Origin of the sequence: Collinsella sp. CLA-JM-H32B (assembly GCF_040098065.1) — a bacterium.
Taxonomy (GTDB): domain Bacteria; phylum Actinomycetota; class Coriobacteriia; order Coriobacteriales; family Coriobacteriaceae; genus Collinsella.
The window spans coordinates 1-24,115 of record NZ_JBBNNA010000019.1 but is presented as its reverse complement, the minus strand read 5'-3'; the positions used below and the strand labels follow the sequence as shown (position 1 = coordinate 24,115).

Below are 24,115 nucleotides of genomic sequence, written 5' to 3'. Positions count from 1 at the left end.
GAAAGTGCAATATGCTATATACGTTATATACAAGCTTGTAAAGTGCGGTAGAGTGGCAGTAATGCAATCCGGCGAGGGGGACCGATATGATCAAGGCTGTTATTTTTGACATGGATGGAACGCTGGTCGATACCGAGCGTTTGGGGATTAGGGCCTGGAAGGCAGGCGCCGCTGAGCTGGGGCTCGCGATTGATGATGCGCTGATCCATCAGTTTATCGGTCGCACGCTACCCGATGTCATGGACATCCTCGATAAGCATTACGGCAGCCACGAGACCGCCGAGGCGATCTATGTCCGCCACAAGGAGATTCGCGACGAGATGGTCAAGACCGATCTGGAGCTTAAGGCCGGCGCCGCCGAGTGTCTAGACGAGCTGCTGGCGGCGGGCTATCACGTGGGCCTTGCGACGTCGTCGCGCCACGTTACCGCCGAGCGCAACCTTAAATCATTCGGTCTCTTTGACAAGTTTGAAACGGTGACCTGCGGCGAGGACGTCGTGCACGGCAAGCCCGACCCCGAGATGTATCTGCTCGCCTGCGAGCGCGCGGGCTTTACTCCCGAGGAATGTGCCGTGGTCGAGGATTCGCGCAACGGCTGCGTCTCGGGCATTACGGCTGGCTGCCACGTCTTTGCCGTTCCTGATATCGTGCCGCTGCCGCAGGACGTGGTGGATGGCTGCGAGGCCGTGCTCGATACGCTGTTCGACCTGGCGGCGGCAGTCAAGGCCGTGCGCTAGACAATTGCGGTGTTGAAACGAGCGATTGCTCACGTTTGCGCTCAAGCAAAAGGGGCCCGGCAATGGTCGGGCCCCTTTTGCTTGAGCGGCGACTTAGCATACTTGCGTGCGTGCTATAGATACGCACCGAGGTTGATGGCCGTGGCGTCGGTCTGGCTGCTTGCCTGGGTGCTGGCGCGTTCCAGCAGGAACGGCCGCACGAGTTCTTGGCGGTTGATGTCCTCGATGGCCGTGACCGCGGTGACGGTGCGCGCGGCAGAGCCGATGTGGACGTGCTTGGTCTTTGCCGGGGCCTTGTTCTCGATTTGCTCCATGAGCAATTGAACGCCCTTGCGGCCAATCTCGTAGCCCGGGGGCGCTACCGTAGTGAGCGGGACCGATCCACTCCAAGCGAGCGGGTTGCCATCGCAGCCTGCTACGCGTACTTGCCCGGGGACAGAGATGCCCTTGTCGACCAGCGCCGAGATAACGCCCGAGGCCAACACGTCGGTCAGGCCGACGACAAAATCGGGGCGTTCGTTCGCGGGGCGCTCGGCGATTTGGGCACCGATGCCGTAGCCGTCGGCAGCGGTATTCCATTCGCCAGCGTCGATGACTTCGATCTTGATATCGGGGTGCAGGGCGAGGGCCTTGTGAATGCCAAGCACGCGTAGGGTGAGCTGCATAAATGCTGCTCGGCCGACGACGACAATATGGTGTGCGCCGCGGGCGATGGCGAGCTCGGCAATGATGCGACCTTGGGCCTCGTTGTCGGCCGCTACGTAGTAGCCGGGCTCGGAACAGTGGATGTCCAGATGGACGATCGGCACGGGCATTTTAGTCATGGCCGGATGCCAGTCGGGGGACGCCATGGGCTGAACCATGACGCCGGACATCTGCGTGCCCATAAAGTAGCGCAGGTAATGGTCCTCGAGAATATCGTCGTTATCGGCGTTGGCGATGAGCAAGTCGTAGCCGTGCTTGCGGGCCTCGTTGTGGGCGCCGCTGGCGATTTGGAGCGAAAAGCCGTGATCGAGACGGGGGAGCACCAGGCCAAAGGACTTGGTGGCGCCGCCCGCGAGCTGACGGGCGCTTTGGTTGGGCAGGTAGCCAAGGCGATTGATGGTCTCGTTGATGAGCTTGAGGGTCTCGGGGCGCAGCTTTTCGGGGTGGTTGAGCGCGTTGGAAACCGTGCCCAACGAAACCCCGGCCTCGCGCGCGACGTCGCTGATTTTTACCTTTGCCATAGCGGCCCCTTTGATGCGTTTCAAGTACAAGCCAGATTGTAGCATCCCAAACCTACCAAAAAGGGACAGGTTTATTTTGGCAGGTTTTATCTGGGGAAACGCCGTTGCTAGCGCGACCACCACGAAGGTGCCTGTCCCCATTGTGGTGGTTTGGACCGGCTGGACGTGTGTGCATCGGGTGGTATCTAAGTTGAGATACCACTTCTGGTATATCAGCTTGCGTTTGCGTGAGTACAATACTCGAACGTTATACGTCTCAGCGCCCCCTGTGCGTGGACGTCTTGCAGTCACGCGAACGAAGGGATTTATCCTATGTGCGGAATCGTCGGCTACACCGGCTCTGATATTGCAAAGAACATTCTGGTCACGGGCCTTAAGCGTATGGAATATCGCGGTTATGACTCCTCGGGCGTCGCGCTCGAGGTGGGCGAGGGCGCCGCGGCTCACCTCGACGTCATCCGCCGCGTGGGTAAGGTTGCGGGCCTGGAGAGCGAGCTTTCCAATATCGACAGCGACGCTACCTGCGGTATCGGCCATACCCGCTGGGCCACTCACGGCAAGCCTTCCGTTGTCAACGCCCATCCCCACACCAGCTGCGATGGTCGCATCGCCATCGTCCACAACGGCATCATCGAGAACTTCGCCGAGCTGCGCGAAGAGCTGGAGGGCCGCGGCCATCACTTTAAGAGCGAGACCGATACCGAAGTTTTCGCGCACTTGATCGAAGAGGCCTATGCCGAGACGCGCGACCTGATGGCTTCCGTGCGCGAGGCCTGCACCCACGTGGTGGGCGCCTATGGCCTGGCCGCCGTGTGCGCCGACGAACCTGGCGTGATCGCCGTTGCCCGCAAGGACTCCCCGATTGTGGTCGGCGTGGGCGAGACCGGCTCCTACGTTGCCTCCGATGTGATCGCGCTTATCGATGCCACCCGCGATGTCGTGGTGCTCGAGGACGGTCAGTTTGCCAAGCTTACGCCTGCGGGCGTCGAGTACACCGACGAGGCCGGCAATGTCATCGAGCCCAAGGTCACCCACATCGATTGGGATCTGGACATGGCCGAAAAGGGCGGCTATCCCGACTTTATGCTCAAGGAGATTCACGAGCAGCCGCGCGTCGTGCGCGACACGCTGGTTGGCCGTATGACGCCTGCCGGCGAGCTCGATATCGATGAGCTGGGCCTGTCCCTCGAGGAGCTCAACGACATCGACCGTGTCTACGTGATCGCCTGCGGCACCAGCTATCACGCAGGACTCATCGCAAAGAACCTTATTGAGGGCTGGGCTCGCATTCCCACCGAGGTTGAGGCTGCCAGCGAGTTCCGCTATCGCAACCCCATCATCACGCCGACGACGCTCGTCGTTGCCGTGTCCCAGTCGGGCGAGACGGCCGATACCCTCGCCGCCATTCGCGACGCGCGTATCAAGGGCGCCAAGGTCTTTGGCATCACCAACGTGGTGGGCAGCCCCGTGGCGCGTGAGAGCGACGGCGTCATTTATACCAAGGCCAACAAGGAGATCGCGGTCGCCTCGACCAAGAGCTTCATCGGCCAGGTTGTGAGCCTGACGCTGCTGGCTCTGCTGCTGGCGCAGGTCAAGTACCGTCTGACCACTAAGCAGACGCGCATGATGTTCCGCGAGCTTTCCGATACGGCCGAGCAGATCCAGTGGATTTTGGACACGCAGACCGAGGCCGTGCACGAGGCCGCCCTGCTATGCAAGGACGCGCAGTCGGCGCTGTTCGTGGGACGCGGTATGGGCGCTGCCATCTCCTACGAGGGCGCACTCAAGCTCAAGGAGGTCAGCTACCTGCACGCCGAGGCGTATGCTGCCGGCGAGATGAAGCATGGCCCCATCGCGCTGATCGATCCGGGCTTCCCCGTCATCGCCGTGGCCACCAAGAGCGCCACCTACGACAAGACCGTGTCGAACCTTATGGAGTGCAAGGCGCGCGGTGCCAAGGTCATCGTCGTTGCTACCGAGGGCGACGAGGAAATCAACAAGATTGCCGACTGTATCATTCGCGTGCCGGCCGTCCGCGACGTGTTCAGTCCCATCACCGCGAGCGTCCCGCTGCAGCTGCTCGCCCGCGAGGTTGCCATTCTGCGAGGTTGCGACGTCGATCAACCCCGTAACCTGGCGAAAAGCGTTACTGTCGAATAATCGAGTTCCGTCATCCTTACGATTAAGGCCCGACTCCGCGTCATCAGACGGAGCCGGGCCTTTTTGTGTGGAGAAACCACTACAAAGGTGCCTGTCCCCTTTGTGGTGGTTTTGGCAGGTTAGCGGAGCTTGCTGGTCTCGAAGTACTTGGGATATTGGTCCAGGACCTCGGTCTGGTTGCGGAACATCATATGCAGGTGCTTGCTGACCAAAAAGCTCGCCTCGATGGGGTCGCGGCCGGCGATGGCGCGGCGGATTTGCTTGTGCTCGTTAACAATCTCCTGATTGTCGAGCGTCTGCGTGGCGGCGCGCAGCCAGCGGAAGCGCTCCAGGTCGGCATTGGTCTCTTCGAGCCACGACCATACGGTGCTGCGGCATGCGATGCTAAAGATCATGCGGTGCATGAGGTTGTCGCTTAAAAAGAAGCCGATGCGATCCTCCTCGGCCATGGTCTTTTCCTGCAGCGCGATGGCTCGGTCGAGCTGCTCGATGCCTGCCGAGGTGGCACGGGCGCAGCACTCCACAATCACCTGCTTTTCCAGATGCTCGCGAATGTAGCAGGCGCTCTCGGCAAGAGTGAGGTTGATGGGCGAGACATAGGTGCCGCTTTGGGGCACGGTGCGCACCAGGCCCTCTTGCGCCAGACGCACCAGCGCCTCGCGCACAGGGGTGCGCCCCATATCCAGGTCGTCGCAAAGCTGCTTGACGCCCAGCTTTTCGCCCGGCTTGTAGTCCAGGTAGACGATTTTGCGTCGAATGGTGTGGTAGGACTGATCCTGTAGGCTCGTTTCCTGCTCGCCGACGTGCATCGATTCTTCCATAGTGCCTCACAACCGTTCTATCACACTCATATATCAGCTGTTAATTATGCCGCGAATCAGCTTTCCGCGGTGGGTAATTCGGCTGTCGCCCGAGAACTATTGCGGCATCTTAGTCTGTATTTGCGCAGGGCTGTGCTCAATGTTGCCGTATCATAAGCCGTCGCAAACGTGAAATAGAAAGAAGGAATCCCATATGCAACTGGCGAATATCGTACGCGAGCGCTGGAAGGGTGTCTTGTTCTGCCTGATCATCGCTATCCCCGCGACGTTACTCGGCAAACAGGTTGAGGTGGTCGGCGGGCCGGTGTTTGCCATCCTCTTTGGCATGGTTCTGGCGCTTGTCTTTCCCAAGAATCGTCGCGAACAGCTCGCCGCCGGTGTCACCTATACGTCTAAAAAAGTCTTGCAGTACGCGGTAATCTTGCTTGGCTTTGGCATGAACCTCTCGCAGATTCTGTCCAAAGGCGCTCAGTCGCTGCCGATTATCGTGGCGACGATCTCGACCTCGCTTGTCATTGCCTTCGTGCTCTGCCGCGTTATGAACGTGCCGGGCAAGATCGCGACGCTTGTGGGTGTGGGTTCGTCGATTTGCGGCGGTTCTGCCATCGCCGCGACCGCGCCCGTCATCGACGCCGACGATCGTGAGATTGCCCAGGCTATTTCGGTCATCTTCCTGTTTAACGTTATCGCGGCGCTCGTGTTTCCGACGCTCGGCGGCATGCTCGGGCTGACTAACGAGGGCTTTGGCCTGTTTGCCGGCACCGCCATCAACGACACCTCGTCGGTAACGGCTGCGGCGAGCGCCTGGGACAGTATGCATCCCGGCGCCAATGTGCTCGAGAGCGCCACGGTGGTCAAGCTCACCAGGACGCTGGCCATTATTCCCATTACGTTGGTTCTCGCATGCTGGCAGATGCATCTGGCGCGCAAGGCCGGCGGCGACGCCAAAAGCACGTTCTCGCTTAAACGCGCGTTTCCCATGTTCGTGCTGTTCTTTGTGCTGGCGAGCGTAATCACCACGGTGCTTCAGCTTCCTGCATCCATTACGGCGCCCATCAAGGAGCTGTCGAAATTCTTTATCGTGATGGCCATGGCGGCTATTGGCTTTAATACCGATATCGTCGAGCTGGTCAAAAAGGGCGGCAAGCCCATCGCATTGGGCTTTTGCTGCTGGATTGGCATTGCGTGCATGAGTTTGGGAATGCAGCACGTGCTGGGAATCTGGTAGGGAAGTAGCTTATTTGCGTGCTGCGTGCTGGCGAGCGCATCCTTACGGTGGAGCGATAGGAGCTCTTGCGGGTATGGCTTGTCCGCAGGTTTATAGGTCCCGAAGAGCTCTTATCGCCCCGCCAGGATGGCGATGCGGGGCAACTCATATACTCGCAGGACGGCGGCTTCTGCCCTATAGTGTTTGGTGAGCAATATCGTTCAATTTTGAAACACTCGCCCGCGCGGCCGTCGCCGGCGGCGTGGCGCCGAGGACGGGGCGCAATATGAACAGTGACGCCAAGCTACAAATCTTGATCGAGGCCTTGGCTGCTGCCGGGGCCTCGGCGTTGGCAATCGATGGGCATGGACACGTGGCGATTTCGACCATGGACGATGTCGCGCTCGAGCAAGATGTCGCGGCATTTGTCGCCGAGCGCCTGGGGCGCGTGGGCAACGGCACGCGCCTGGTGATGGGGCATGCGGGAGGGCGCTTAAGTCTCACGGTGCGTCCGGTCGCCAAGGAATACGGCGCGCTGTGGGTGGTCGTGGTCCGCGAGGTGCACGGTGCGGCGGCACACGCGGGTATTGAGTGGCTTAACGCAGATGAGGTCGAGGCGCGCTACGAGGCAAGCGCGTACGGCATTGTCGAGGGCGCCGCTGCGGTCGCTGGCCTCGTCTGCGAAAGCTATGCCCGCGGCGTGCCCCTCATGTTGGAGGGCGAGCTGGGTGCTGGCCAGGCAGAGATTGCAAAACGCCTCTATCTGGATGGGCCTTATGCTGACGAACCCTTTGTGTCCGTGGCACTTGACGAGCTCACAGATCGCGGCTGGCGCCATCTGCTCAAAAGCTCGGAATCGCCGCTGTTCCAGGCAAGGTTGACCCTTTGTATTGACGGCTGGCATGCACTTTCGCCGCAGCGTCTGCGCGAGCTTGTCTCTACGATGACCGACACGGCGCTGGCCACACGTTGCCATGTGGTTCTGACGGCAAACGATATGCCGGGCGGTGGCGAAAGCGATCAGGCCGCTTTTGTAACCGAGCGCTTGGCGTGCGCAGTAAGTGTGGCGCCTGCGATTGCCGAGCAGGGTGGCGCATCGAAAAAGGTTGCGCAGTATTTGTCATATCTGTCAGATGTCTTTGGAACTGCCGCTTCAAGTATGTCCGAGGAGGCTGCTTCGACGCTCAACGGCTATCGCTGGCCGCGCAACTATCTGCAGCTTCGCGAGGTCTCGGAACGACTCTATATATTAGTAGGGTCGGGTGTGGTGGAGCGCGCGGTGGCGGAGGAGGTGCTCGCCCAGGAGGACGTCATCAAAACCGCAACCTTTGGCGCTCCGACGCTCGACAGCGACCTGTATATCCTGCGCCCACTGGCCGATACCGAGCGCGACATCGCGCGGCTGGTCGTGGGCTACCTTCAGGGCAACCGGACCCGCGCCGCCGAAGTGCTGGGAATAAGCCGCACGACCCTGTGGCGCTTGTTGAAGGACGACGACCGCTGAGCGAGGCGCCCGTGACCGCGTGCGGCGCGTGTGCTACAGTCCAAAGCAGTAATGTTTCGATTGTGTTACGGCGTGCGGGGGCGTATGGCGGAGACTTCAAAACCAAACCGGAATAGACGGAGCGCGGCTCCAGTTAACCGCCGCACGACGTCCCGGACGTGGGGCAAGCACGCGTCGGGGTTCGACGGTTCGTTCAAGCGCACCAAATACGGCTATCCTTCGGCAAGCGCTCGCTTGGCCATGCAGGCCGAGTCGACGCTGTGGGGGCGCAAGCGCGTGGTGGGCTCTAAGCTTAAGCACGACGGAACGCTGGGCTATATCAGCCGCGGTGCGGCTCGCCGCAGTGGCCTCAATCCTGCAGGCTGGCATCGTTACGTGCCGATTGCAGTTGTTGTTGCGGTGATTGTGATCGCACTTGCCGCACTCGGCTACGCTGGCGGCGGCGTCGACCTGAGCGCGATGTTCAAGCCTGCTGAGCTCGAGCGTGCCGGCACGGAGCTTGTCGAGGGCGCTCAGGCCCAGACGGGCGTGGCGCCTCAGCGCGGTATTGTTGCCGCTGCCGCAACGATCGCCGATGCCCAAAAGGGCGAGGATACGGACAGCGAGGATAGCGAAACCGGTGCAAACGGCGTGGATTCGCAGGTCACGCCCGTGACGCAAGGCCAATAAGTCACAGAACCATCACACTGAGTCGCTGTTTGGGGCCAATGAGTGAGCAAAAAAGCAGCAATGTAGTTTCATATAGAACTCATTAGTCACAATTTGTAAAAAAGGGCTATACTACTAGGCACTTAAAGGTCCACAAGCTGCAAGTTGAGGAGTACCTAACATGAAGAAGAGATTCATGGCAGCACTGAGCGTTCTCGCTCTTGCCCTGGCTCTGCCCGTGGCTGCTTTCGCCGCCCCGAGCCCTGCCAACACCACCGCCACCGGCGCCAACAACGTGACCGCCAGCGTTAACAACGCTAACGTCAAGGTTGTTTCCACCACCAAGAACGCCGAGGGCACCCCTGCCGGCGCCAACGTGGTCGCTTCCTTCGAGATCACCGAGACCGTCGAGGGTACCGTTTCTGAGTCCAACCCGCTGACCGTCACCTTCACCCTTGGCAAGGCCTACGCCAACGCTAAGGTTACCGTCTATGTCCAGCACAACGACGGTAGCAAGGAGACCCTGAACCTCACTGCCGACAACAACGGCAATGTTACCTTTAAAGTCACCAAGCTCTCCACCTACACCATCGTGGCTGAGAAGACCGCTGCTGGCGCTGCTACCACCGACAACGGTGCTAAGTCCCCGGCTACCGGTGTGAACACCACCGCTGTTGCCGCTGTGGCTGCTGTTGCCGCTGCTGGCGCTGCCTGCGCTTTTGTTGCTCTTCGCAAGAACAACTAGCACACACACGGTTTCAACCGTAAGATTTGAGGACCCGTACTTGTGCGGGTCCTTTTTTTGACCGATTTACAGGGTAAGGGAACACCATGGCACAGCAGCCGCAGGGCAAGCATATGGAAGTCAAGCATATGGGCGACTCGGACAAAAAGCGTCGCGCCACGATACTCAAGGGCGTTTTCGTAGTGTTGTTACTGGTTGCAGTCGGCTGCGGCGGCTACGTGCTCTATATGAATCATCTAGAGCAGCAGCGCGCCGAGGAGATGAGTGCAACAGGCAAGCCCGCCACGAAGGTCGAATCAAAGGGCAAGGAGCTGCCGGACAACCCCATCGACTTTGCACCGCTCATTCAAGAGAATGCCGATATCTATGCGTGGCTCTACATTCCGGGTGCGGATATCAACACGCCCTTGCTGCAGAGCACGACGGACGACCTGTTTTATCTGGACCACGACAAGGACGGCAAGTACGACCCGTATGGCACAGCATTTAGCCAGATGGCAAACGCGCGCGACTTTAGCGATCCCGTCACGGTGATCTACGGCCATGTGAACGGCGGTGTGTTCCACAACTTGCATAACTTTGAGGACGCGGACTTCTTTAACGAGAACACCGAGTTCTATATCTACACGCCGGGCCATATTCTGAAGTACAAGATTGTCTCGGCCTATCAATATGACGATCGCCACATTCTCAACTCGTTTAACTTTGCCGACCCTGCCGTGCGTCAGGACTACTTTAATTCGGTCTGTAATCCGGACGCATTGCTCAAAAATGTACGTGACGGCGTGACACTTGATGCAGATAGTAAGATTGTACAGTTGAGCACCTGCATGCTCGATAGCTCGCAGGGCAACTCGCGCTATATTGTGAGCGGTGTGTTAACAAGCGACCAGGAGACAAAATAGTCATGAACCCCCGTGGCAAGCACTTTATCGATGCGGTGGATCCCGACGAAAATCAAGTAAACAATCCCGAGCAGCAGGTTCGGGATGCGGCGGAGCCTGTCGAGCCTCAATGGGAGACCAAAGGCACTCCGACACCTCAATCTGACGAAAAATCCCAGGGCAAGGCCGAGGCTCCGTCCGACGCATCGGCAAAGACCGATGAAGCTGCGGCGCAGCCTGTTGATGAGGTAGAGTGGCCTTCGCTTGATGAGGCGGGACCTCAGCGTCGTCGACGCTCCAAAGAGTCGATTAAGCGCATCAAGCGCCGCCGCCGTATCCGCACGCTGCTGATCGTGCTGCTCGTGATTGGTGCGGTTGCTGCTGCCGGCTGGGGCTTTGTGAATCACAGCGTGAACCAAGGCAAAAAGAAGATTGAGGAAAAGACCGAAAAGGTCATTAAGGCCAAGGGCGACACCATTACCTATAACGGCAAGAAGTATGCGCTCAACAAGCATATGGCCACGGTGGCGTTTATCGGCTTTGATGGCCGCAATAACGATGACGGCACCCAGAAGGGCCAGTCCGATACTGTGATGGTCGTAGCGCTTAATACCGACACGGGCGAGGCCCGCGGCATTATCATCCCGCGCGACAGCATGGTTGCCGTAGATACGTATTCCAATGGTTCGTTTGCCGGTCAGGTGACCGAGCAGCTGTGCTTGCAGTTTGCCTATGGCACCGATGGCGACAACTCATCGGCGCTGACGGCCGCCGCTGCCTCGCGTGTGCTCGATAACATTCCGGTCGACTATTACTACACGCTCAATATCGAGGGCGTGGCTCCCATTAATGACTCCATCGGCGGTGTGACGCTGGTGCCTACGCAGACCGTGCCGGGCACGTCGGTTGTCGAGGGCCAGGAGACCACGCTGTTTGGTACAACGGCGGAAAAGTACGTGCAGTGGCGCGACACGACGAATCTGACGTCTTCGCTGGATCGCACAGCGCGCCAGGTGAGCTACGTGCAGGCGTTTGCGTCGAAGGTACTCAGCAGTGCCAAGAGCAACCCCGCCATGCTCATCAGCCTGTATCAGGCCATGGGCGACTATACGTGGACCAATTTGGGTCTCGATGAGTTCAGCTATCTAGCGACTACGATGCTCGAGCACGGCCTGACTTCGTTTGATGTCGTGACGCTGCAGGGCACCATGCAGCAGGGCGACACCTTCGCCGAGTTCTACCTGGACCAGGACAACGTAAAGCAAACGGTCGTCGATACCTTCTATCATCCAGTCGACTAGATGTCACCAATGGCTCACTCGATGTCAGGCACCAACAGCGAGCGGGCCGCATTTGCGCCAAGGTGACGTGAAATGAGAGGGCGCTGACCTTTTGGTCGCGCCCTCGAAATTGAACGTCAGATTGGCGTGAATGCGGCCCGCGCAGCGTCAACGGGTCCGCCGTTCGTTAGAACGGCGGAACATACACCACGTTGTCGCGGCGCGGCTTTGCCTCGGGGAGTACGTCCTCGGCGTAGCCCAGAATGCAGTTGCCCACACCGCGCAGGCTTCCGTCGGCGGGCAGACCCCACTTGGCCAGCAGTTTCAGTCCCTCGGGTGAGTCAAAGACCTCGTGCGCGCGGTGGATCCAACACGAATCGACGCCCAGCGCATAGGCTGCGTTGAGCAGGTTGCCCATGGCGAGCGAGCCGTCTTCCAGGTACGTGGGCACGCTGCGGTCGACGAGCACCACCACAACGGTCTTGGCGCCGTAGAAGGGATCTCCCTCGCTGCCCATAACTTGGGCGTTGAGCTGCGAGAGGCGCTCGACGGTTGCGGGGTCGGTAACGGCGACGAACGTGACCGGCTGGCGTCCCATGCCGCTCGGCGCGTACTGGCCGGCTTCGATAATGCGTGCGAGCTTCTCGGCCTCGACAGGGCGATCGCTGTATTTGCGGCAGCTGCGGCGGTGGATGAGTGCTTCGATGGTCTCCATGGGTCCTCCTGACGTTGGTTTCGATGCCTCGTTCTTACCCGCCGAACCAAAACCGTAATCGCGCAGTCGGCCCCAAACAATGCAAACTACCAAGTGGAAAAGTTGGTTTGCATAAAACTTCAGCCAGAATGTGATAAACCGGTGGGATGGTTAAACGTTTTATCCCGTCTACCCTGCGGTTTTTTTACCACTTGCCTAAATGATGCGCGCATAAGCTCTGATAAAGGTTTTACTAAAGGAGCACCAACGTTTATCAACGCGCCATGGTGGCGCCGGGCCAGGAGGTAACATCATGTTCCAGGCTGGAGATGTCGTCGAGACCGACTTCGAAGGATTTCTGAAGCTGCTGCGTTCCAAGACGCGCGCTTTCGTGTCGATTAACGATCACGAGTACTACATCACGCACACCGATGGCTATTGGCGTGTCCAGGATTGCGAGGCCCTCAACGATAAGGGCCACTTTACTGACTGCTCCGAGCTGGTCAACACGGTCTGCGAGGTCGTCGAACTGCCGTGGATCTGCGGCAAGAGCCTGCACGACAGCTTCTCGGGCGCCACGGTCTACGAGGCCGTCGCTGCTTAACAGCCAACACTCGATATTCTCTCGCAACCGCCGGCGCCGCCCCCGCGCCGGCGGTCTTTTTTGTCGATATGCTTATGTAGAGCCGACCATAGACAACGAGCTTATTGACGATAGTCAAAACTCGGACTAATGTAGAGATATGAATTGGTCAAAACTCGGACTATCGAATGGCGGGAGAGATGAATAGTACAGTTAGCCCGGTCGATTTCGACCGGATGCTCAACGGGCTTGATCGTATCTATTCGGAGTTCGCGCGCACTTGCGGTCTTTCGGACTGCGCCTACTGGATGCTCGTCGACACGAGTGCAGCGGGCGGAAGCGTTGCCGTGAGTCGGCTGACGAGTGAATGGTTCTACAGCAAACAGACCATCAATTCGGCGATTAAGACGCTTAGGGCGCGAGGGCTTGCGACGTTGGAGTTTGCCGAGGGCAGTCGTAAGAACAAGGTTGTGCGACTGACCGAAGAAGGCGTGCAGTTTGCCAAGCGCTACGCGTTGCCGGCGCAAAAAGCCGAGCAACAGGCATTCGAGGCGCTCGAGCCGTGGGAACAGCGCGAGATCATGCGCTTGGTCGGTAAGTTCTCCCACGTTCTGAACGAAGAGTGCGAGGCATTTAAACGGCAAGTGGTCGCCGAGAACGAGGCTGACGATAAGGGCGAGGGGGACACATGCGACTCTTAATGAGGTTTATGAGGCCGTACCGCGGTCTGATTGCGGTGACGCTGTTTGCGGTGCTGATAGATAACGTCGGTACGCTGTTGGTTCCCACGATGCTGGCGAATATGGTCAACACCGGTATTACCACGGGCGATGTCGACTATATTTTACGCAACGGCCTGTACATGCTTATCGCGACCGGCATGGCCAGCGGCGGCACGGTGCTGGGCTGCTATCTTTCGGCGCGCCTGGCCGCCAACGTGGCCTGCGATATCCGCAATGCCGTGTACGACAAGTCGCTCGAGCTGTCCGCCAGCGACTTTGAGCGCTTTGGCACGGGTTCGATGATCACACGCTCGCTCAACGACATCAACGTGATTCAGCAAGCTGTCCTTCAGACGATTCAGTTGGTGCTGCCGGTGCCGTTCTTGGCCGTGGCAGGCATCATCTTTGCCTGGTTCATCGATCCCGCCATGGGCACGCTGCTGGGCGTGGTGGTTGCGATCGTGCTGGTGGCGGCGGTCTTTACGGTGGCTAACGCCGCGCCGATCTTTATGCGCCTGCAGAGCTTTATCGACCGCATGAACGTGGTGCTGCGCGAGAACATCGTGGGCGTGCGCGTCATCCGCGCATTTAACAAGGAGCGCCACGAGGAGCGGCGCCTGGACGAGGTGTTTAGCGATTACGCGGCCAACGCCATCAAGGTCAACCACCTGTTTGTGGGTCTCGACAGCTCCAGCTTCTTTTTGATGAACATCGCCGAGGTGGCGGTGCTGTGGGTGGGCGGCAACCGCGTGGGCGTCCACGCCATGCAAATCGGCAGCATCTCGGCCGTGCTGGAGTACGCGATCTTGATCCTGTTCTTTGTGATGATGGCGCAGATGGTGATTCTGACGCTTCCGCGCGCCGCGGCGTGCCTCAACCGCGCGCAACAGGTGCTCGAAATCGAGCCGAGCATCGTGGACGGCAAGGCAACGCTGGGCGACGGGGCGCCTGAGTCCGCAGATGGTGCCGACGCGGTTGCCGTGTTCGACCATATGTCGTTCCGTTTTGACGATGCCGACGAGGACACCCTGTGCGACCTGAGCTTTGCCTGTCGCCGTGGCCAGACCACGGCGATTGTAGGCTCAACGGGCTCGGGCAAGTCAACGGTGGCCAAGCTCTTGTTGCGTTTCCACGATGCCACGAAGGGCGCCATTCGCCTGAATGGCATCGATCTGCGCGACCTTTCGCAAGGTGAGATTCGCGGGCATATCGCTTACGTGCCGCAGAAGGCGTGGCTGTTCTCGGGTACGGTGGCGAGCAACCTGCGCTTTGGCAACGAGGGCGCGACCGAGGCTGACATGCTCCATGCGCTGGAGGTTGCCCAGAGCACCTTTGTGCTCGATCAGCCCCAGGGGCTCGATACTCCGGTATCCCAGGGCGGCACGAACTTCTCGGGCGGTCAGCGCCAGCGCCTGGCGATCGCCCGCGCACTCATGAAGCATGCCGATCTATATATCTTCGATGACAGTTTTTCGGCCCTGGACTTTAAGACCGATGCCGCCCTGCGCCATGCGCTGCAGGACGAGACGCGCGATGCCGCGGTGCTCATCATCGCGCAACGTATCTCGACTATTTTGCATGCCGATCAGATCGTGGTGCTCAAAGACGGCGAGATCGTGGGCCTAGGCACGCACGACGAGCTCATGGAAACCTGCGAGGTGTACCGCGCTATCGCGGAATCGCAGATGAAGGGAGGTGAGTAGCATGACCGAGGGGCTCAAGAAGCAGGGCATCGCCGATGATGCCTCGGTTGCAGAGGCAGTCGAGGAGACGGGTGTCGCGCCCGACCTGGACGAAGCCGCCAAGGCGGCGGAGCGCGAGGCTCGCCGCCAGGCACTCTACGAGGAAAACGAGCGCGCCGAGGACGAGCGCGCCCGCGCCGAGGCGGAGCGCATGCGCGACGTTGACGACGAGGACGAGGACGAGACGCCCCGCGACACCTGGGCGACGGTGCGCCGCCTGTGGAGCGAAGCCGCCGGCGACCATTGGCGCTTCTATATCGTGTTCGCGAGCATCGTGTTCTATGTCATCTTTAACACCGCGGCGCCGGCTTACAGCGCCCGCGTGATCGATGAGCTGTGGGGGCACATGAAGCTGGCGTTTGCCAACAACACTACCTTCAGCATTACCTGGGAGAATTGCGGCAGGACCATCTTCATCTACTTTATGATCTGGACCGCCGCCGCCTCGTTCTACGCACTCCAGAGCTTTTTGATGTCGAGCGTTGCCGAGCGCCTCAACCTGCGCCTACGCAACCGCATCGCACAAAAGCTCAACCGTCTGCCGCTTGCCTACTTTGACGCGCATCGTCCCGGCGAGGTCGTCAGCCGTGCGACCAACGACTTGGACAAGATGTCCGAGAGCATGCAGCGCGGCTTGCTGCAGCTTCTGGTGTCAATCGGTACCGTGGTGGGCGCCGTGAGCGTGATGTTCGTGTTTAGTGTGCCGCTCACGCTTGTATTTTTGTTCTTTACGGCGCTTTCGCTGCTGGTGACGAAGGTCGTTTCGCGCCGCACGCACGATGTGACGGGCGAGCGCCAGGAGTGGGTGTCCAAGATTACGAGCGCGGTCGAGGAAGGCTACTCGGGCCGTCTGGTAATCCGTGCGTTTAACCGCGAGCGCCAGAGCTCTGCCGAGGTGCACGAGGCTTCGAAGGAGCTGGCGCGCGTGAGCACCAAGGCCGACTTTATGATTAACGCCGTCGGTCCCGCAGTGCGCTTTATCGGCCGCTTGGCGCAAATCGTGATTGCGCTTGTGGGCTGCAGTATGTTGGTTGCCGGGCATATGACCGTCGGCGTGTTCCAGGCGTTCTTCCAGTTTATCTACGAGGCATCCGAGCCCATGACGCAGCTGTCGTTTACCTTTAACTCGCTGCAGAGCGCGCTGGCGAGCGCCGAGCGCGTGTTCGACCTGCTCGACGAGCCCGAGATGGAAGCCGATCCGTTGCCGGCGGCCGCCGCCAAGCTGCCGGGCAAGGTGGAGGGCCGTGTTGCCTTTGAACACGTGCGTTTTGGCTATGCGCCCGACAAGCCGCTCATGCGCGACGTGTCGTTTGCCGCCGAGCCGGGCCAAAAGATCGCGGTGGTGGGAACCACGGGCGCGGGCAAGACCACGCTCATCAATCTGCTCATGCGCTTCTACGAGATCGACGGTGGTCGCATTACCCTCGACGGCGTGGACACGAGCCGCATGGATCGTGGCGAGCTGCGCCAGCAGTTTGGCATGGTGTTGCAGGACGCCTGGCTGTTCGATGGCACCATTGCCGAGAACATCGCCTATGGCTGTCCCGAGGCGACGCGCGAGGAGATTGTCGCGGCCGCGCGTGCCGCTCAGGTCGACTTCTTTGTGCGCACTATGCCGCAGGGCTACGACACGCGTGTGGCTAACGATGCCGAGAGCATCAGCCAGGGCCAACGTCAGCTGCTGACCATCGCGCGCGTGCTGCTCAACAACCCGGCGATCCTCATCCTGGACGAGGCGACGTCGAGTGTGGACACGCGCACCGAGCTCGCCATCGGCCGCGCCATGGACGCGCTTATGCGCGGGCGCACGAGCTTTGTGATCGCGCACCGTCTGTCGACGATCGTGGATGCCGACCTGATTCTGGTCATGGATCACGGCAACATTATCGAGCAGGGCACGCACAAGGAGCTGCTGGCTGCCGAGGGCGCTTATGCCGACCTCTATCTAAGCCAGTTCGCATAAGGTGGCAAAGGGGCAGTCCCGCATGTCACATCGAAAAGAAGGCGCGCCGGGGGCGGATTCCCTGGCGCGCCGTTTGTGTTGGCGTTCATGCTGTGGCGGTTGCCCGCGGCCCTAGCGTTCGTCCACAAGTTTGGCGACGAGGGCTTTGAGCTCGGCCACCTCTTGCTCGAGTTCCTTGACGCGACGGGCGTTTTCGGTGATGCCCTGACGGTTGAGGGCGCTCTGCTCGGCGGCATCGTCGGGCATGTACTCGCGATGCTGCTTGGCGTCGAAGCTCTCCTCGAACACGCGGCAGCCGTTGCGCTTGATGATGCGCCCGGGCACGCCCACGACGGTGCAGTTGTCGGGGACGTCCTTAACGACGACCGAGTTGCCGCCGATCTTGACGTTGTTGCCAATGTGGATGTTGCCAAGCACCTTTGCGCCCGTGCCCACCGTGACATTGTTGCCCAGGGTGGGGTGGCGTTTGCCGGTCTCGTTGCCGGTGCCGCCGAGCGTGACGCCCTGGTAGAGCACGCAGTTGTCGCCCACGATGGCAGTCTCGCCGATGACGACGCCCATGGCGTGGTCGATAAAGAAGTGCTTGCCGAGCTGCGCGGCGGGATGAATCTCGACGCCGGTGATATGGCGGGTGATTTGCGAGAGCACACGGGCGAGTGAGCGATGGCCGTGTTTCCAGAGCCAGTGCTCGGGCACGTGGTTCCACTTGGCGTGCAGACCAGGATAGGAAAGGAAGATGACCAGACCGTTTTGCGCGGCGGGGTCCTGCGCCTGGACGGTCTTGATGTCCTCGCGAATGGTATTGATAAAGCTCACTGGCCGCCCTCCCTTAGCGCCATGGCAATGCGATTCACTAAAGTATAGCGATTCGCTAGGGATTAGGAAGGGCGATCTTGCTTCGCTTTGGGCGACAAGTGTCAGTTATGCAAACTTGCTGGTAATGAAGTAAGACTTTTGAGGGGTTTGGCCCGTGCTCGCGCCGCAACCGTATACTGGTCAACTTGGACGTGTCCGCGCCCACAACTGAGAGGTTTTACTTCATGGGTTTCATCAATTTTATCGCCGAGCTGCTTAAGGACCCGCGCACCGCGATCGCCAGCTGGATCGCCGCCGGCCCGCTTATGGCCTACGGCTGCGTGTTCCTAATCATCTTTATCGAGACGGGCGTGGTGTTCTTCCCGTTCCTTCCCGGCGACTCGCTGCTGTTTGCCTCGGGCTTCTTTGCCCACAACGGCGGCTTTAACATCGTGGCGCTTCTGGCCACCGCATGGGCCGCAGCCATCCTGGGCGATCAGTGCAACTTTATGATCGGCCACTTCTTTGGCCGCAAGATCATCGCCTCGGGCAAGGTAAAGGCCATGACGCCCGAGCGCATCAAAAAGTCCGAGGATTTCCTGGATAAGTGGGGCCATCTGGCCATCTTCCTCGGTCGCTTCTTCCCGTTCATCCGCACCTTTGTGCCTTTTATCGCCGGCATGGGCGGCATGCACTGGCGCAACTTTGTCATCTTTAACGTGCTGGGTGGAATTACCTGGTCAACGGTCTTTACGCTGCTGGGTTACTTCTTTGGTGGCATTCCGTTTGTGCAGGAGCATTTTGAGCTGCTGATTATCGGCATCGTCGCCGTGTCGATCATCCCGACCGTGGTCGGCCTGGTTAAGGCTAAGCTCGGTAAAAAGAACGCCTAGTCCGAGTTTGTTTTCGGACGTTAATTCCAAGGCCCGTCATCGGATTCGATGGCGGGCCTTTTGTGTTGAAGGCAAATGAAAATACTTTACTTAGTTAAAGAAAAACGTTTTATCCAAGGCGTGCGGGGAGTACAATCACCTGCATGCGAATCGACGTGCCATCGGCTTCGATGCTGCCCGCGTGTCCTGCCCGGCTCTACGCTTCCGGGTATGCGACGTTGCGACGCGGCCGGCTTCGGTCCTTGCGTGCGGGTTCGCGAGTATGCAACCGTGTATGTAAGGAGCGACATATGACTGTCGAGAAGAAGGATATCGATTGGGGTAGCCTCGGCTTTGGCTACATGAAGACCGATTACAGCTACGAGGCCCATTGGAAGGATGGCGAGTGGGACGAGGGCGGCCTGACCACCGACCACACCCTGCATGTCTCCGAGTGCGGTGGCATCTTCCATTACTGCCAGGAGGTCTTTGAGGGCCTGAAGGCCTACACCGCCGAGGACGGCAGCATCGTCTGCTTCCGTCCCGACATGAACGCCGAGCGTATGTATAACTCCGCGCAGCGCCTCGAGATGCCCCCGTTCCCCAAGGACAAGTTTGTCGAGGCCGTCAAGCAGGTCGTCTCTGCCAACGCCGCCTGGGTTCCGCCCTTCGGCTCTGGCGCAACCCTGTATGTGCGTCCGTTTATGATCGGCTCCGGTGACGTGATCGGCGTGGCTCCCGCTCCTGAGTACACGTTCCGTATTCTCGTGACCCCGGTCGGTCCGTACTTTAAGGGCGGCCTCAAGCCTGTCAAGCTGCGCGTTTCCGAGTACGACCGCGCCGCACCGCACGGCACCGGCAACATCAAGGCCGGCCTCAACTACGCCATGTCCCTTAAGCCCACGATGGAGGCTCATCGCGAGGGCTATGCCGAGAACCTGTATCTCGACTCCGAGTCCCGCACCTATGTCGAGGAGACCGGTGGCGCCAACGTCCTGTTCGTGAAGGAGGACGGCACGCTTGTCGTCCCGCAGTCGCACACCGACTCCATCCTGCCCTCCATCACCCGCCGTTCGCTCGTTCAGGTTGCTCAGGACCTGGGCATGACCGTCGACCAGCGTCCTGTCGAGTGGGCCGAGGTCAAGGCCGGCACCTTTGTTGAGTGCGGTCTGTGCGGCACCGCTGCCGTTATCTCCCCGGTCGGCGAGATCGACAACAAGGTCTACGGTGCCGACGAGACTGTGACCTTCCCGGCTGGCTACACCGAGATCGGTCCTGTGATGAAGAAGCTCCGCGAGACCCTGACGGGCATCCAATCTGGTGCTGTTGAGGATAAGCACAACTGGGTTTACACCGTCGCGTAAACTGTCTTAGCTGTCCGGCCCGAGGGCGACCTTCCTTTCCGGCGCGTCCTCGGACATGAAAGAACCCCCGCTGCGTACTACGTGCGGCGAGGGCTTCTTGCGTCCTGCGGAATGCGCCGGAAAGGAAGGTCGCCCTCGGGCCTGCGTTACCTCGGCGCTGCCGTTACGGGCAATATAGATCTGAATTAAAGATGGTGCGCGGCCTATTGACCGCGCTTTTGTTTTGGTTCGCGCCATGTGGGGGGGGTGGTGGCGACGTGCATTTTTGCGAGTATTCTGCAATCGAAGGCCCCTGCATACTGACCTCGGGCGAAAAAATCGGGATTTCTCGATGTTTTCTACGAATGATGGGCGGGGTTATGGGCTGACAGCGTTTGATTTGCGGGGATATTCGCGGTCTTTGGCATTTATCGTGGCGTCCGAAGCTCCTGGTTATGCTGAATACTCCCAAAAATGCACGGCGCCTTGAGGGGGACCTTCGCGACAAAGGAAACCGCCCCGTCGAAATATGCATTTGACGGGGCGGTTTATGCATATACCCGATTAAGGATACGCTGCGGATCTGTTAGAACTTGACGGTCGGTGCCTGGCGGGCGGCTTCGGCGGCCTCGAAGCCCTGGCGCTCCTTAAATTGGAAGATGCCGGCAAAGATGACGGCCGGGAAGGTCTGGATGGCGTTGTTGTAGCTAAGCACGCAGTCGTTGTAGCTCTGGCGTGCGTAGCTCACCTTGTTCTCGGTGTCTTCGAGCGTGGCTTGGAGCTGCGTAAAGTTGGTGTTCGCCTTAAGATCGGGGTAAGCCTCGGCCACGGCGAAGAGCTGGCGCAGGGCGCCGGTCAGCACGTTGTCAGCTTCCATCTTGGCTTCGGGTGTGGTGGCGCTCACGGCGGCGTTGCGCGCGTTGACCACGGCTGCAAGCGTGTCCTGCTCGTGTTTGGCGTAGCCCTTGACGGTCTCGACTAGGTTAGGGATCAGGTCGTTGCGGCGCTGCAGCTGCGTGTCGATGTTCTGCCAGGCGTTATCAATGCGATTGCGCTTGGTGACCATGTTGTTGTAGATGCCGGCGATGGCGCAGACAATCACAATGACAACAACGATACCGATGATGACGGGAATCATGGTGTCTCCGTTTCGAATGGCCGCGGCGTCTTCCGCCGGCTGCCGTTGGTGTAACGCTACTAGTATACCCGCAACCTTTGGCGATACCGAACTTTCCGGTAAGCGTTATGTTTCCACCAAGGTAAGGCCATTCGCCAGGGGGCGGGCGATACAGGTGTAAGATATGCGACAGATTAGTGAGCGTTGTCTTCTCCTTGAGGAGGGCGATATATATGGACCTTCGTATCAAGAAAACCTATCGGGCCTTGTTCGAGGCCTTTACTGAGCTGCTCGAAGAGCATCGGTTTGAGGACGTGACGGTTGCCATGCTGTGCGACCGCGCTATGATTCGTCGGACGACGTTCTACAAGCACTTCCGCGACAAAAACGATTACTTTGCCTTCTATATCGATGAACTCATGTCGGGCCTGCCGCAAAAGCGGGCCGATGCGGATGGCGCGGAGGGCGCCGAGGACGTGCGCGCGCTTCGCCACGAAGTGTTCGCCGATGCCATGGACCTGATTCTGGCGCATGAGCAGCTCATGGATAACATTTTGGCGAGCAGCATGTCGGGTATGCTGACCAGCATGATTTGCGACCGCATCGCGCGCTCCATACGCGGGCGCGTGATGAGTGCGCTTGACGAGGACGCGCTCGCGCCCGTATCGCTCGAGACAACGTCTGAGTTTGTCGCCGGCGGCATTATTCGGCTCTTTACCATGTGGTGGGAATCGGGCCACGTGCTAGAGCGCCGATCCGAAATCGCCGACGTGGTTGATGCGCTGTTCGAGCGGACCATGACGCCGGTGGGTCACTAGAAGTGGCGGAGAGAGGGGGATTCGAACCCCCGGAACGCTCTCGCGCTCAACGGTTTTCAAGACCGCCGCATTCAACCGCTCTGCCATCTCTCCGTGAGTCGTAATGATAGCATCGTTTTGGATTTGCAACAGGGGAGGCGAACGATGACGAGCACCGGAATCGATGAGAAGTTCATGTGCGAGGCGCTGACGGAGGCGCGCGCAGCCGCTGCGGTGGGCGAGGTACCGATCGGTGCCGTAGTGGTGCGCGCGGGTGAGATCGTCGCGCGGGCGCATAATCGCCGCGAGCTCGACCAGGACCCTTCGGCACATGCAGAGTTTGCGGCCCTATGCGCCGCCGCGCAGTCGCTCGGTCGTTGGCGCCTTTCCGATTGTACGGTCTACGTGACGCTTGAGCCCTGCTGCATGTGCGCGGGGCTTATGGTTAACGCGCGCGTGGGGCGCTGCGTGTACGGCGCGGCCGATGCTAAAGCGGGCGCTCTGGGGTCGCTATACGACCTCAATGCCGATTCGCGCCTGAACCATCGGTTTAATGTGACCGCCGGCGTGCTGGCAGAAGAGTGCCGCGCGGTGCTAAGTGGTTATTTTAGTGGGCTGCGTGGCGCCGATGGTGCTGGCCGCGGTTGTGGGGCCGATCTTGAGGCACATGCCGCTCATGCCGAGGCGCTCGCGTGTGTCGAAGATACTGCCGTTGAGGCGGTCGATTTTGGTGCCGCGTGCCGCCGGCCCCGCCGTGTGCTGCTGGCGATTGATTCCTTTAAGGGCAGCGTTTCGAGCGCGCAGGCGGAGGAGGCCGTTGCCGAAGGTGTGCGCCGCGTGTGGCCCGATGCCCAGGTAAGCGCGCTGCCGCTGGCGGATGGTGGCGAGGGAACGCTCGATGCCGTTGCCGCGTGCGGCGGTGAGGTCGTGGCATGTGAAGTCGCAGGCCCTCTGGGCGACTGTGTGTCTGCCCGGATGCTGGTGGACGGCGAGCACGAGTCGGCTGTAATCGAGATGGCCGAGGCGGCGGGTATTGGGTATTCGCCTTGCACAGAGCCGGCGGCGTTGGCCGCTACGACCTATGGCGTGGGCGAGCTCATGCTTCGAGCGGTTCGTGCTGGGGCAAAGACTATCTATATTGGTCTGGGCGGCAGTGCCACCAACGACGGTGGCGCCGGCATGCTGCAGGCGCTGGGCGCGCGTGTGGTCGATGATCAGGGCTGCGATGTCGCCCCTGGTCTCGCGGGGCTTGAGCAGGTGGCGAGTATCGATTTGGCACCGGCGCTTCGGGCGCTGAATAGCGCGCGTATCGTCGTGCTCTCTGATGTCGAGAACCCGCTCGTGGGGCGTCGTGGGGCACTTGCAGTGTTTGGCGGGCAAAAGGGCCTGCCGACAGACGATGTCGAAGCGCTGGGCAGGTACGACAGCTGGATGGTCGGCTACGGCCGCCTGCTCGATGCGGCGATTACCGGGGTGCGGGCTCAGGGGTTGTTGCGCGTGCCCGAGGGCGTGCGGACATTTGGCTCGGTGCTCGGCGTGCCTGGCGCGGGCGCGGCAGGTGGCTTGGGCGCCGCGCTGCTGGCGCTCGGTGCTGAGTTGCGTTCGGGCGTGGAGACGGTGCTCGATCTGATTGGGTTTGACGAGCGCGTGCGCGATGTCGACCTGGTCATTACAGGCGAGGGCAACATGGACGAGCAATCCGCTGCCGGCAAGGCGCCGGTGGGCGTGGCCCGCCGTGCCAATCGCTATGGCAAGCCGGTAGTCGCCGTCGTGGGCGGTCGTGCGGATAATTTGGATGCGGTGTATGGTCAGGGCATCGACTTGGTCCTGCCGGTCTGCCGCAGGCCCATGCCTCTTGACCAAGCGCTCGACCCCCAGGAAGCCACAACCAACCTCATCTGCGCCGGTGAAGCCGCCGCCCAAGCCTACGACCTCGCCCGCCTCTAAAACCATTCCCTCAATAACTTGCGGTGAAATACGGAGTGTTTTTGCCTTTAAGGTGCCAATTCAGTCCGTATTCCACCGCAACTTCGAGAATGGCTATCCGAGGCTGACTGCCTTGGGTCTCGAGCCGGACCGCTTGCCACGAAATGCGGCCATCTACTACGTTTAGCCGAGCACCCTCGACCATCCCGGAATATGCGAAAATAAAACCGACGCTCCTATAAGTTGTCAATAGGCAGTTTGCGGGAGCGCTCCCTTCAATTCGCACAGGAGCTCGTAATACCTCCTCTCCAGTTTCGTCGACCGCCGTCTCCCATGTTCCAGGTGACCG

21 protein-coding genes and 1 tRNA gene are annotated in these 24,115 nt (G+C 60.0%); 16 read left to right on the top strand and 6 right to left on the bottom strand.

Translation table 11 applies throughout. From position 1 onward, the window contains the following. The first annotated feature begins 86 nt into the window (after positions 1-86). Positions 87-737: an HAD family phosphatase gene (locus AAA138_RS09095; protein WP_349090566.1), complete on the top strand. Its 651-nt coding sequence runs from the start codon at positions 87-89 to the stop codon at positions 735-737. A gap of 113 nt (positions 738-850) precedes the next feature. Here AAA138_RS09095 and AAA138_RS09090 read toward each other — a convergent pair whose 3' ends face one another. Continuing rightward, entirely contained in the window at positions 851-1,963 is a 1,113-nt protein-coding gene (locus tag AAA138_RS09090) for a LacI family DNA-binding transcriptional regulator (protein WP_349090564.1), read from the bottom strand. A gap of 312 nt (positions 1,964-2,275) precedes the next feature. Here AAA138_RS09090 and glmS point away from each other — a divergent pair, with 312 nt between their 5' ends. Beyond that, entirely contained in the window at positions 2,276-4,123 is a 1,848-nt protein-coding gene (gene glmS, locus AAA138_RS09085) for a glutamine--fructose-6-phosphate transaminase (isomerizing) (protein WP_349090562.1), read from the top strand. Between the two features lie 119 nt (positions 4,124-4,242). On the opposite strand, the gene AAA138_RS09080 is transcribed toward glmS, so the two are convergent. After that, positions 4,243-4,944, bottom strand: coding sequence for a GntR family transcriptional regulator (locus AAA138_RS09080; RefSeq protein WP_343007642.1), 702 nt, complete (start codon positions 4,942-4,944; stop codon positions 4,243-4,245). A gap of 193 nt (positions 4,945-5,137) precedes the next feature. On the opposite strand from AAA138_RS09080, the gene AAA138_RS09075 reads away from it, so the two are divergent. From AAA138_RS09075 to AAA138_RS09050, 6 genes are all read left to right on the top strand, one after another. Beyond that, positions 5,138-6,172, top strand: a complete 1,035-nt coding sequence (locus tag AAA138_RS09075) for a YeiH family protein (RefSeq protein WP_215693544.1) — start codon at positions 5,138-5,140, stop codon at positions 6,170-6,172. Positions 6,173-6,437: 265 nt separating this feature from the next. Beyond that, a complete protein-coding gene (locus tag AAA138_RS09070; RefSeq protein WP_349090560.1) occupies positions 6,438-7,655 on the top strand; it encodes a helix-turn-helix domain-containing protein in 1,218 nt (405 codons plus the stop codon). Positions 7,656-7,739: 84 nt separating this feature from the next. After that, positions 7,740-8,324 (top strand): hypothetical protein, encoded by a 585-nt coding sequence (locus tag AAA138_RS09065; protein ID WP_349090558.1) that lies wholly within the window; start codon positions 7,740-7,742, stop codon positions 8,322-8,324. Positions 8,325-8,484: 160 nt separating this feature from the next. After that, positions 8,485-9,048 (top strand): hypothetical protein, encoded by a 564-nt coding sequence (locus tag AAA138_RS09060; protein ID WP_349090556.1) that lies wholly within the window; start codon positions 8,485-8,487, stop codon positions 9,046-9,048. 86 nt (positions 9,049-9,134) lie between these two features. After that, positions 9,135-9,953, top strand: a complete 819-nt coding sequence (locus AAA138_RS09055) for a class B sortase (RefSeq protein WP_349090554.1) — start codon at positions 9,135-9,137, stop codon at positions 9,951-9,953. Positions 9,954-9,955: 2 nt separating this feature from the next. After that, positions 9,956-11,233, top strand: a complete 1,278-nt coding sequence (locus AAA138_RS09050; protein ID WP_349090552.1) for an LCP family protein — start codon at positions 9,956-9,958, stop codon at positions 11,231-11,233. 166 nt (positions 11,234-11,399) lie between these two features. Here the strand turns inward: AAA138_RS09050 and AAA138_RS09045 are convergent, their stop codons facing one another. Continuing rightward, a complete protein-coding gene (locus AAA138_RS09045; RefSeq protein ID WP_349090550.1) occupies positions 11,400-11,927 on the bottom strand; it encodes a nitroreductase in 528 nt (175 codons plus the stop codon). Between the two features lie 292 nt (positions 11,928-12,219). Here AAA138_RS09045 and AAA138_RS09040 point away from each other — a divergent pair, with 292 nt between their 5' ends. The 4 genes from AAA138_RS09040 to AAA138_RS09025 all read left to right on the top strand — a co-directional run bounded on the left by AAA138_RS09040 (position 12,220) and on the right by AAA138_RS09025 (position 16,916). Beyond that, positions 12,220-12,510 carry a CDP-alcohol phosphatidyltransferase gene (locus AAA138_RS09040; RefSeq protein ID WP_118260475.1) on the top strand — a complete coding sequence of 97 codons (291 nt, stop codon included), beginning with the start codon at positions 12,220-12,222 and terminating at the stop codon, positions 12,508-12,510. A gap of 179 nt (positions 12,511-12,689) precedes the next feature. Further along, the gene (locus AAA138_RS09035; RefSeq protein WP_349090548.1) at positions 12,690-13,190 is read left to right on the top strand and encodes a MarR family winged helix-turn-helix transcriptional regulator; all 501 of its coding nucleotides are present in this window, start codon (positions 12,690-12,692) and stop codon (positions 13,188-13,190) included. Next, positions 13,178-14,914, top strand: coding sequence for an ABC transporter ATP-binding protein (locus AAA138_RS09030; protein ID WP_349090546.1), 1,737 nt, complete (start codon positions 13,178-13,180; stop codon positions 14,912-14,914). The genes AAA138_RS09035 and AAA138_RS09030 overlap by 13 nt, the downstream gene beginning before the upstream one ends. 1 nt (position 14,915) lies before the next feature. Next, a complete protein-coding gene (locus AAA138_RS09025; protein WP_349090544.1) occupies positions 14,916-16,916 on the top strand; it encodes an ABC transporter ATP-binding protein in 2,001 nt (666 codons plus the stop codon). 111 nt (positions 16,917-17,027) lie between these two features. Here AAA138_RS09025 and cysE read toward each other — a convergent pair whose 3' ends face one another. Beyond that, positions 17,028-17,732, bottom strand: coding sequence for a serine O-acetyltransferase (gene cysE / locus AAA138_RS09020; protein ID WP_349090543.1), 705 nt, complete (start codon positions 17,730-17,732; stop codon positions 17,028-17,030). A 224-nt stretch (positions 17,733-17,956) separates the two neighbouring features. Between cysE and AAA138_RS09015 the strand changes: the two genes are divergently transcribed. Further along, positions 17,957-18,604: a VTT domain-containing protein gene (locus AAA138_RS09015; protein WP_346978742.1), complete on the top strand. Its 648-nt coding sequence runs from the start codon at positions 17,957-17,959 to the stop codon at positions 18,602-18,604. A gap of 290 nt (positions 18,605-18,894) precedes the next feature. Continuing rightward, positions 18,895-19,947, top strand: a complete 1,053-nt coding sequence (locus tag AAA138_RS09010) for a branched-chain amino acid aminotransferase (RefSeq protein ID WP_035138743.1) — start codon at positions 18,895-18,897, stop codon at positions 19,945-19,947. 565 nt (positions 19,948-20,512) lie between these two features. Here AAA138_RS09010 and AAA138_RS09005 read toward each other — a convergent pair. Next, positions 20,513-21,064, bottom strand: a complete 552-nt coding sequence (locus AAA138_RS09005; protein WP_349090541.1) for a LemA family protein — start codon at positions 21,062-21,064, stop codon at positions 20,513-20,515. Positions 21,065-21,276: 212 nt separating this feature from the next. Between AAA138_RS09005 and AAA138_RS09000 the strand changes: the two genes are divergently transcribed. Next, a complete protein-coding gene (locus AAA138_RS09000; RefSeq protein ID WP_195645365.1) occupies positions 21,277-21,861 on the top strand; it encodes a TetR/AcrR family transcriptional regulator in 585 nt (194 codons plus the stop codon). A gap of 3 nt (positions 21,862-21,864) precedes the next feature. Here the strand turns inward: AAA138_RS09000 and AAA138_RS08995 are convergent. Further along, positions 21,865-21,954 (bottom strand) — tRNA-Ser (locus tag AAA138_RS08995). 51 nt (positions 21,955-22,005) lie between these two features. Here AAA138_RS08995 and tadA point away from each other — a divergent pair. Then, positions 22,006-23,787: a tRNA adenosine(34) deaminase TadA gene (tadA, locus tag AAA138_RS08990; protein WP_349090538.1), complete on the top strand. Its 1,782-nt coding sequence runs from the start codon at positions 22,006-22,008 to the stop codon at positions 23,785-23,787. The last annotated feature ends 328 nt before the right edge of the window (positions 23,788-24,115 follow it).

Coding starts and splice junctions, on each gene's coding strand:
- AAA138_RS09080 (WP_343007642.1), bottom strand. CDS start 4,944: ATGGAAGAATCGATGCACGTCGGCGAGCAGGAAACGAGCCTACAGGAT.
- tadA (WP_349090538.1), top strand. CDS start 22,006: ATGACGAGCACCGGAATCGATGAGAAGTTCATGTGCGAGGCGCTGACG.
- AAA138_RS09060 (WP_349090556.1), top strand. CDS start 8,485: ATGAAGAAGAGATTCATGGCAGCACTGAGCGTTCTCGCTCTTGCCCTG.
- AAA138_RS09000 (WP_195645365.1), top strand. CDS start 21,277: ATGGACCTTCGTATCAAGAAAACCTATCGGGCCTTGTTCGAGGCCTTT.
- AAA138_RS09015 (WP_346978742.1), top strand. CDS start 17,957: ATGGGTTTCATCAATTTTATCGCCGAGCTGCTTAAGGACCCGCGCACC.
- AAA138_RS09090 (WP_349090564.1), bottom strand. CDS start 1,963: ATGGCAAAGGTAAAAATCAGCGACGTCGCGCGCGAGGCCGGGGTTTCG.
- AAA138_RS09030 (WP_349090546.1), top strand. CDS start 13,178: ATGCGACTCTTAATGAGGTTTATGAGGCCGTACCGCGGTCTGATTGCG.
- AAA138_RS09050 (WP_349090552.1), top strand. CDS start 9,956: ATGAACCCCCGTGGCAAGCACTTTATCGATGCGGTGGATCCCGACGAA.
- AAA138_RS09035 (WP_349090548.1), top strand. CDS start 12,690: ATGAATAGTACAGTTAGCCCGGTCGATTTCGACCGGATGCTCAACGGG.
- AAA138_RS09055 (WP_349090554.1), top strand. CDS start 9,135: ATGGCACAGCAGCCGCAGGGCAAGCATATGGAAGTCAAGCATATGGGC.
- AAA138_RS09045 (WP_349090550.1), bottom strand. CDS start 11,927: ATGGAGACCATCGAAGCACTCATCCACCGCCGCAGCTGCCGCAAATAC.
- AAA138_RS09025 (WP_349090544.1), top strand. CDS start 14,916: ATGACCGAGGGGCTCAAGAAGCAGGGCATCGCCGATGATGCCTCGGTT.
- AAA138_RS09040 (WP_118260475.1), top strand. CDS start 12,220: ATGTTCCAGGCTGGAGATGTCGTCGAGACCGACTTCGAAGGATTTCTG.
- AAA138_RS09010 (WP_035138743.1), top strand. CDS start 18,895: ATGACTGTCGAGAAGAAGGATATCGATTGGGGTAGCCTCGGCTTTGGC.
- AAA138_RS09075 (WP_215693544.1), top strand. CDS start 5,138: ATGCAACTGGCGAATATCGTACGCGAGCGCTGGAAGGGTGTCTTGTTC.
- AAA138_RS09070 (WP_349090560.1), top strand. CDS start 6,438: ATGAACAGTGACGCCAAGCTACAAATCTTGATCGAGGCCTTGGCTGCT.
- AAA138_RS09005 (WP_349090541.1), bottom strand. CDS start 21,064: ATGATTCCCGTCATCATCGGTATCGTTGTTGTCATTGTGATTGTCTGC.
- AAA138_RS09065 (WP_349090558.1), top strand. CDS start 7,740: ATGGCGGAGACTTCAAAACCAAACCGGAATAGACGGAGCGCGGCTCCA.
- glmS (WP_349090562.1), top strand. CDS start 2,276: ATGTGCGGAATCGTCGGCTACACCGGCTCTGATATTGCAAAGAACATT.
- AAA138_RS09095 (WP_349090566.1), top strand. CDS start 87: ATGATCAAGGCTGTTATTTTTGACATGGATGGAACGCTGGTCGATACC.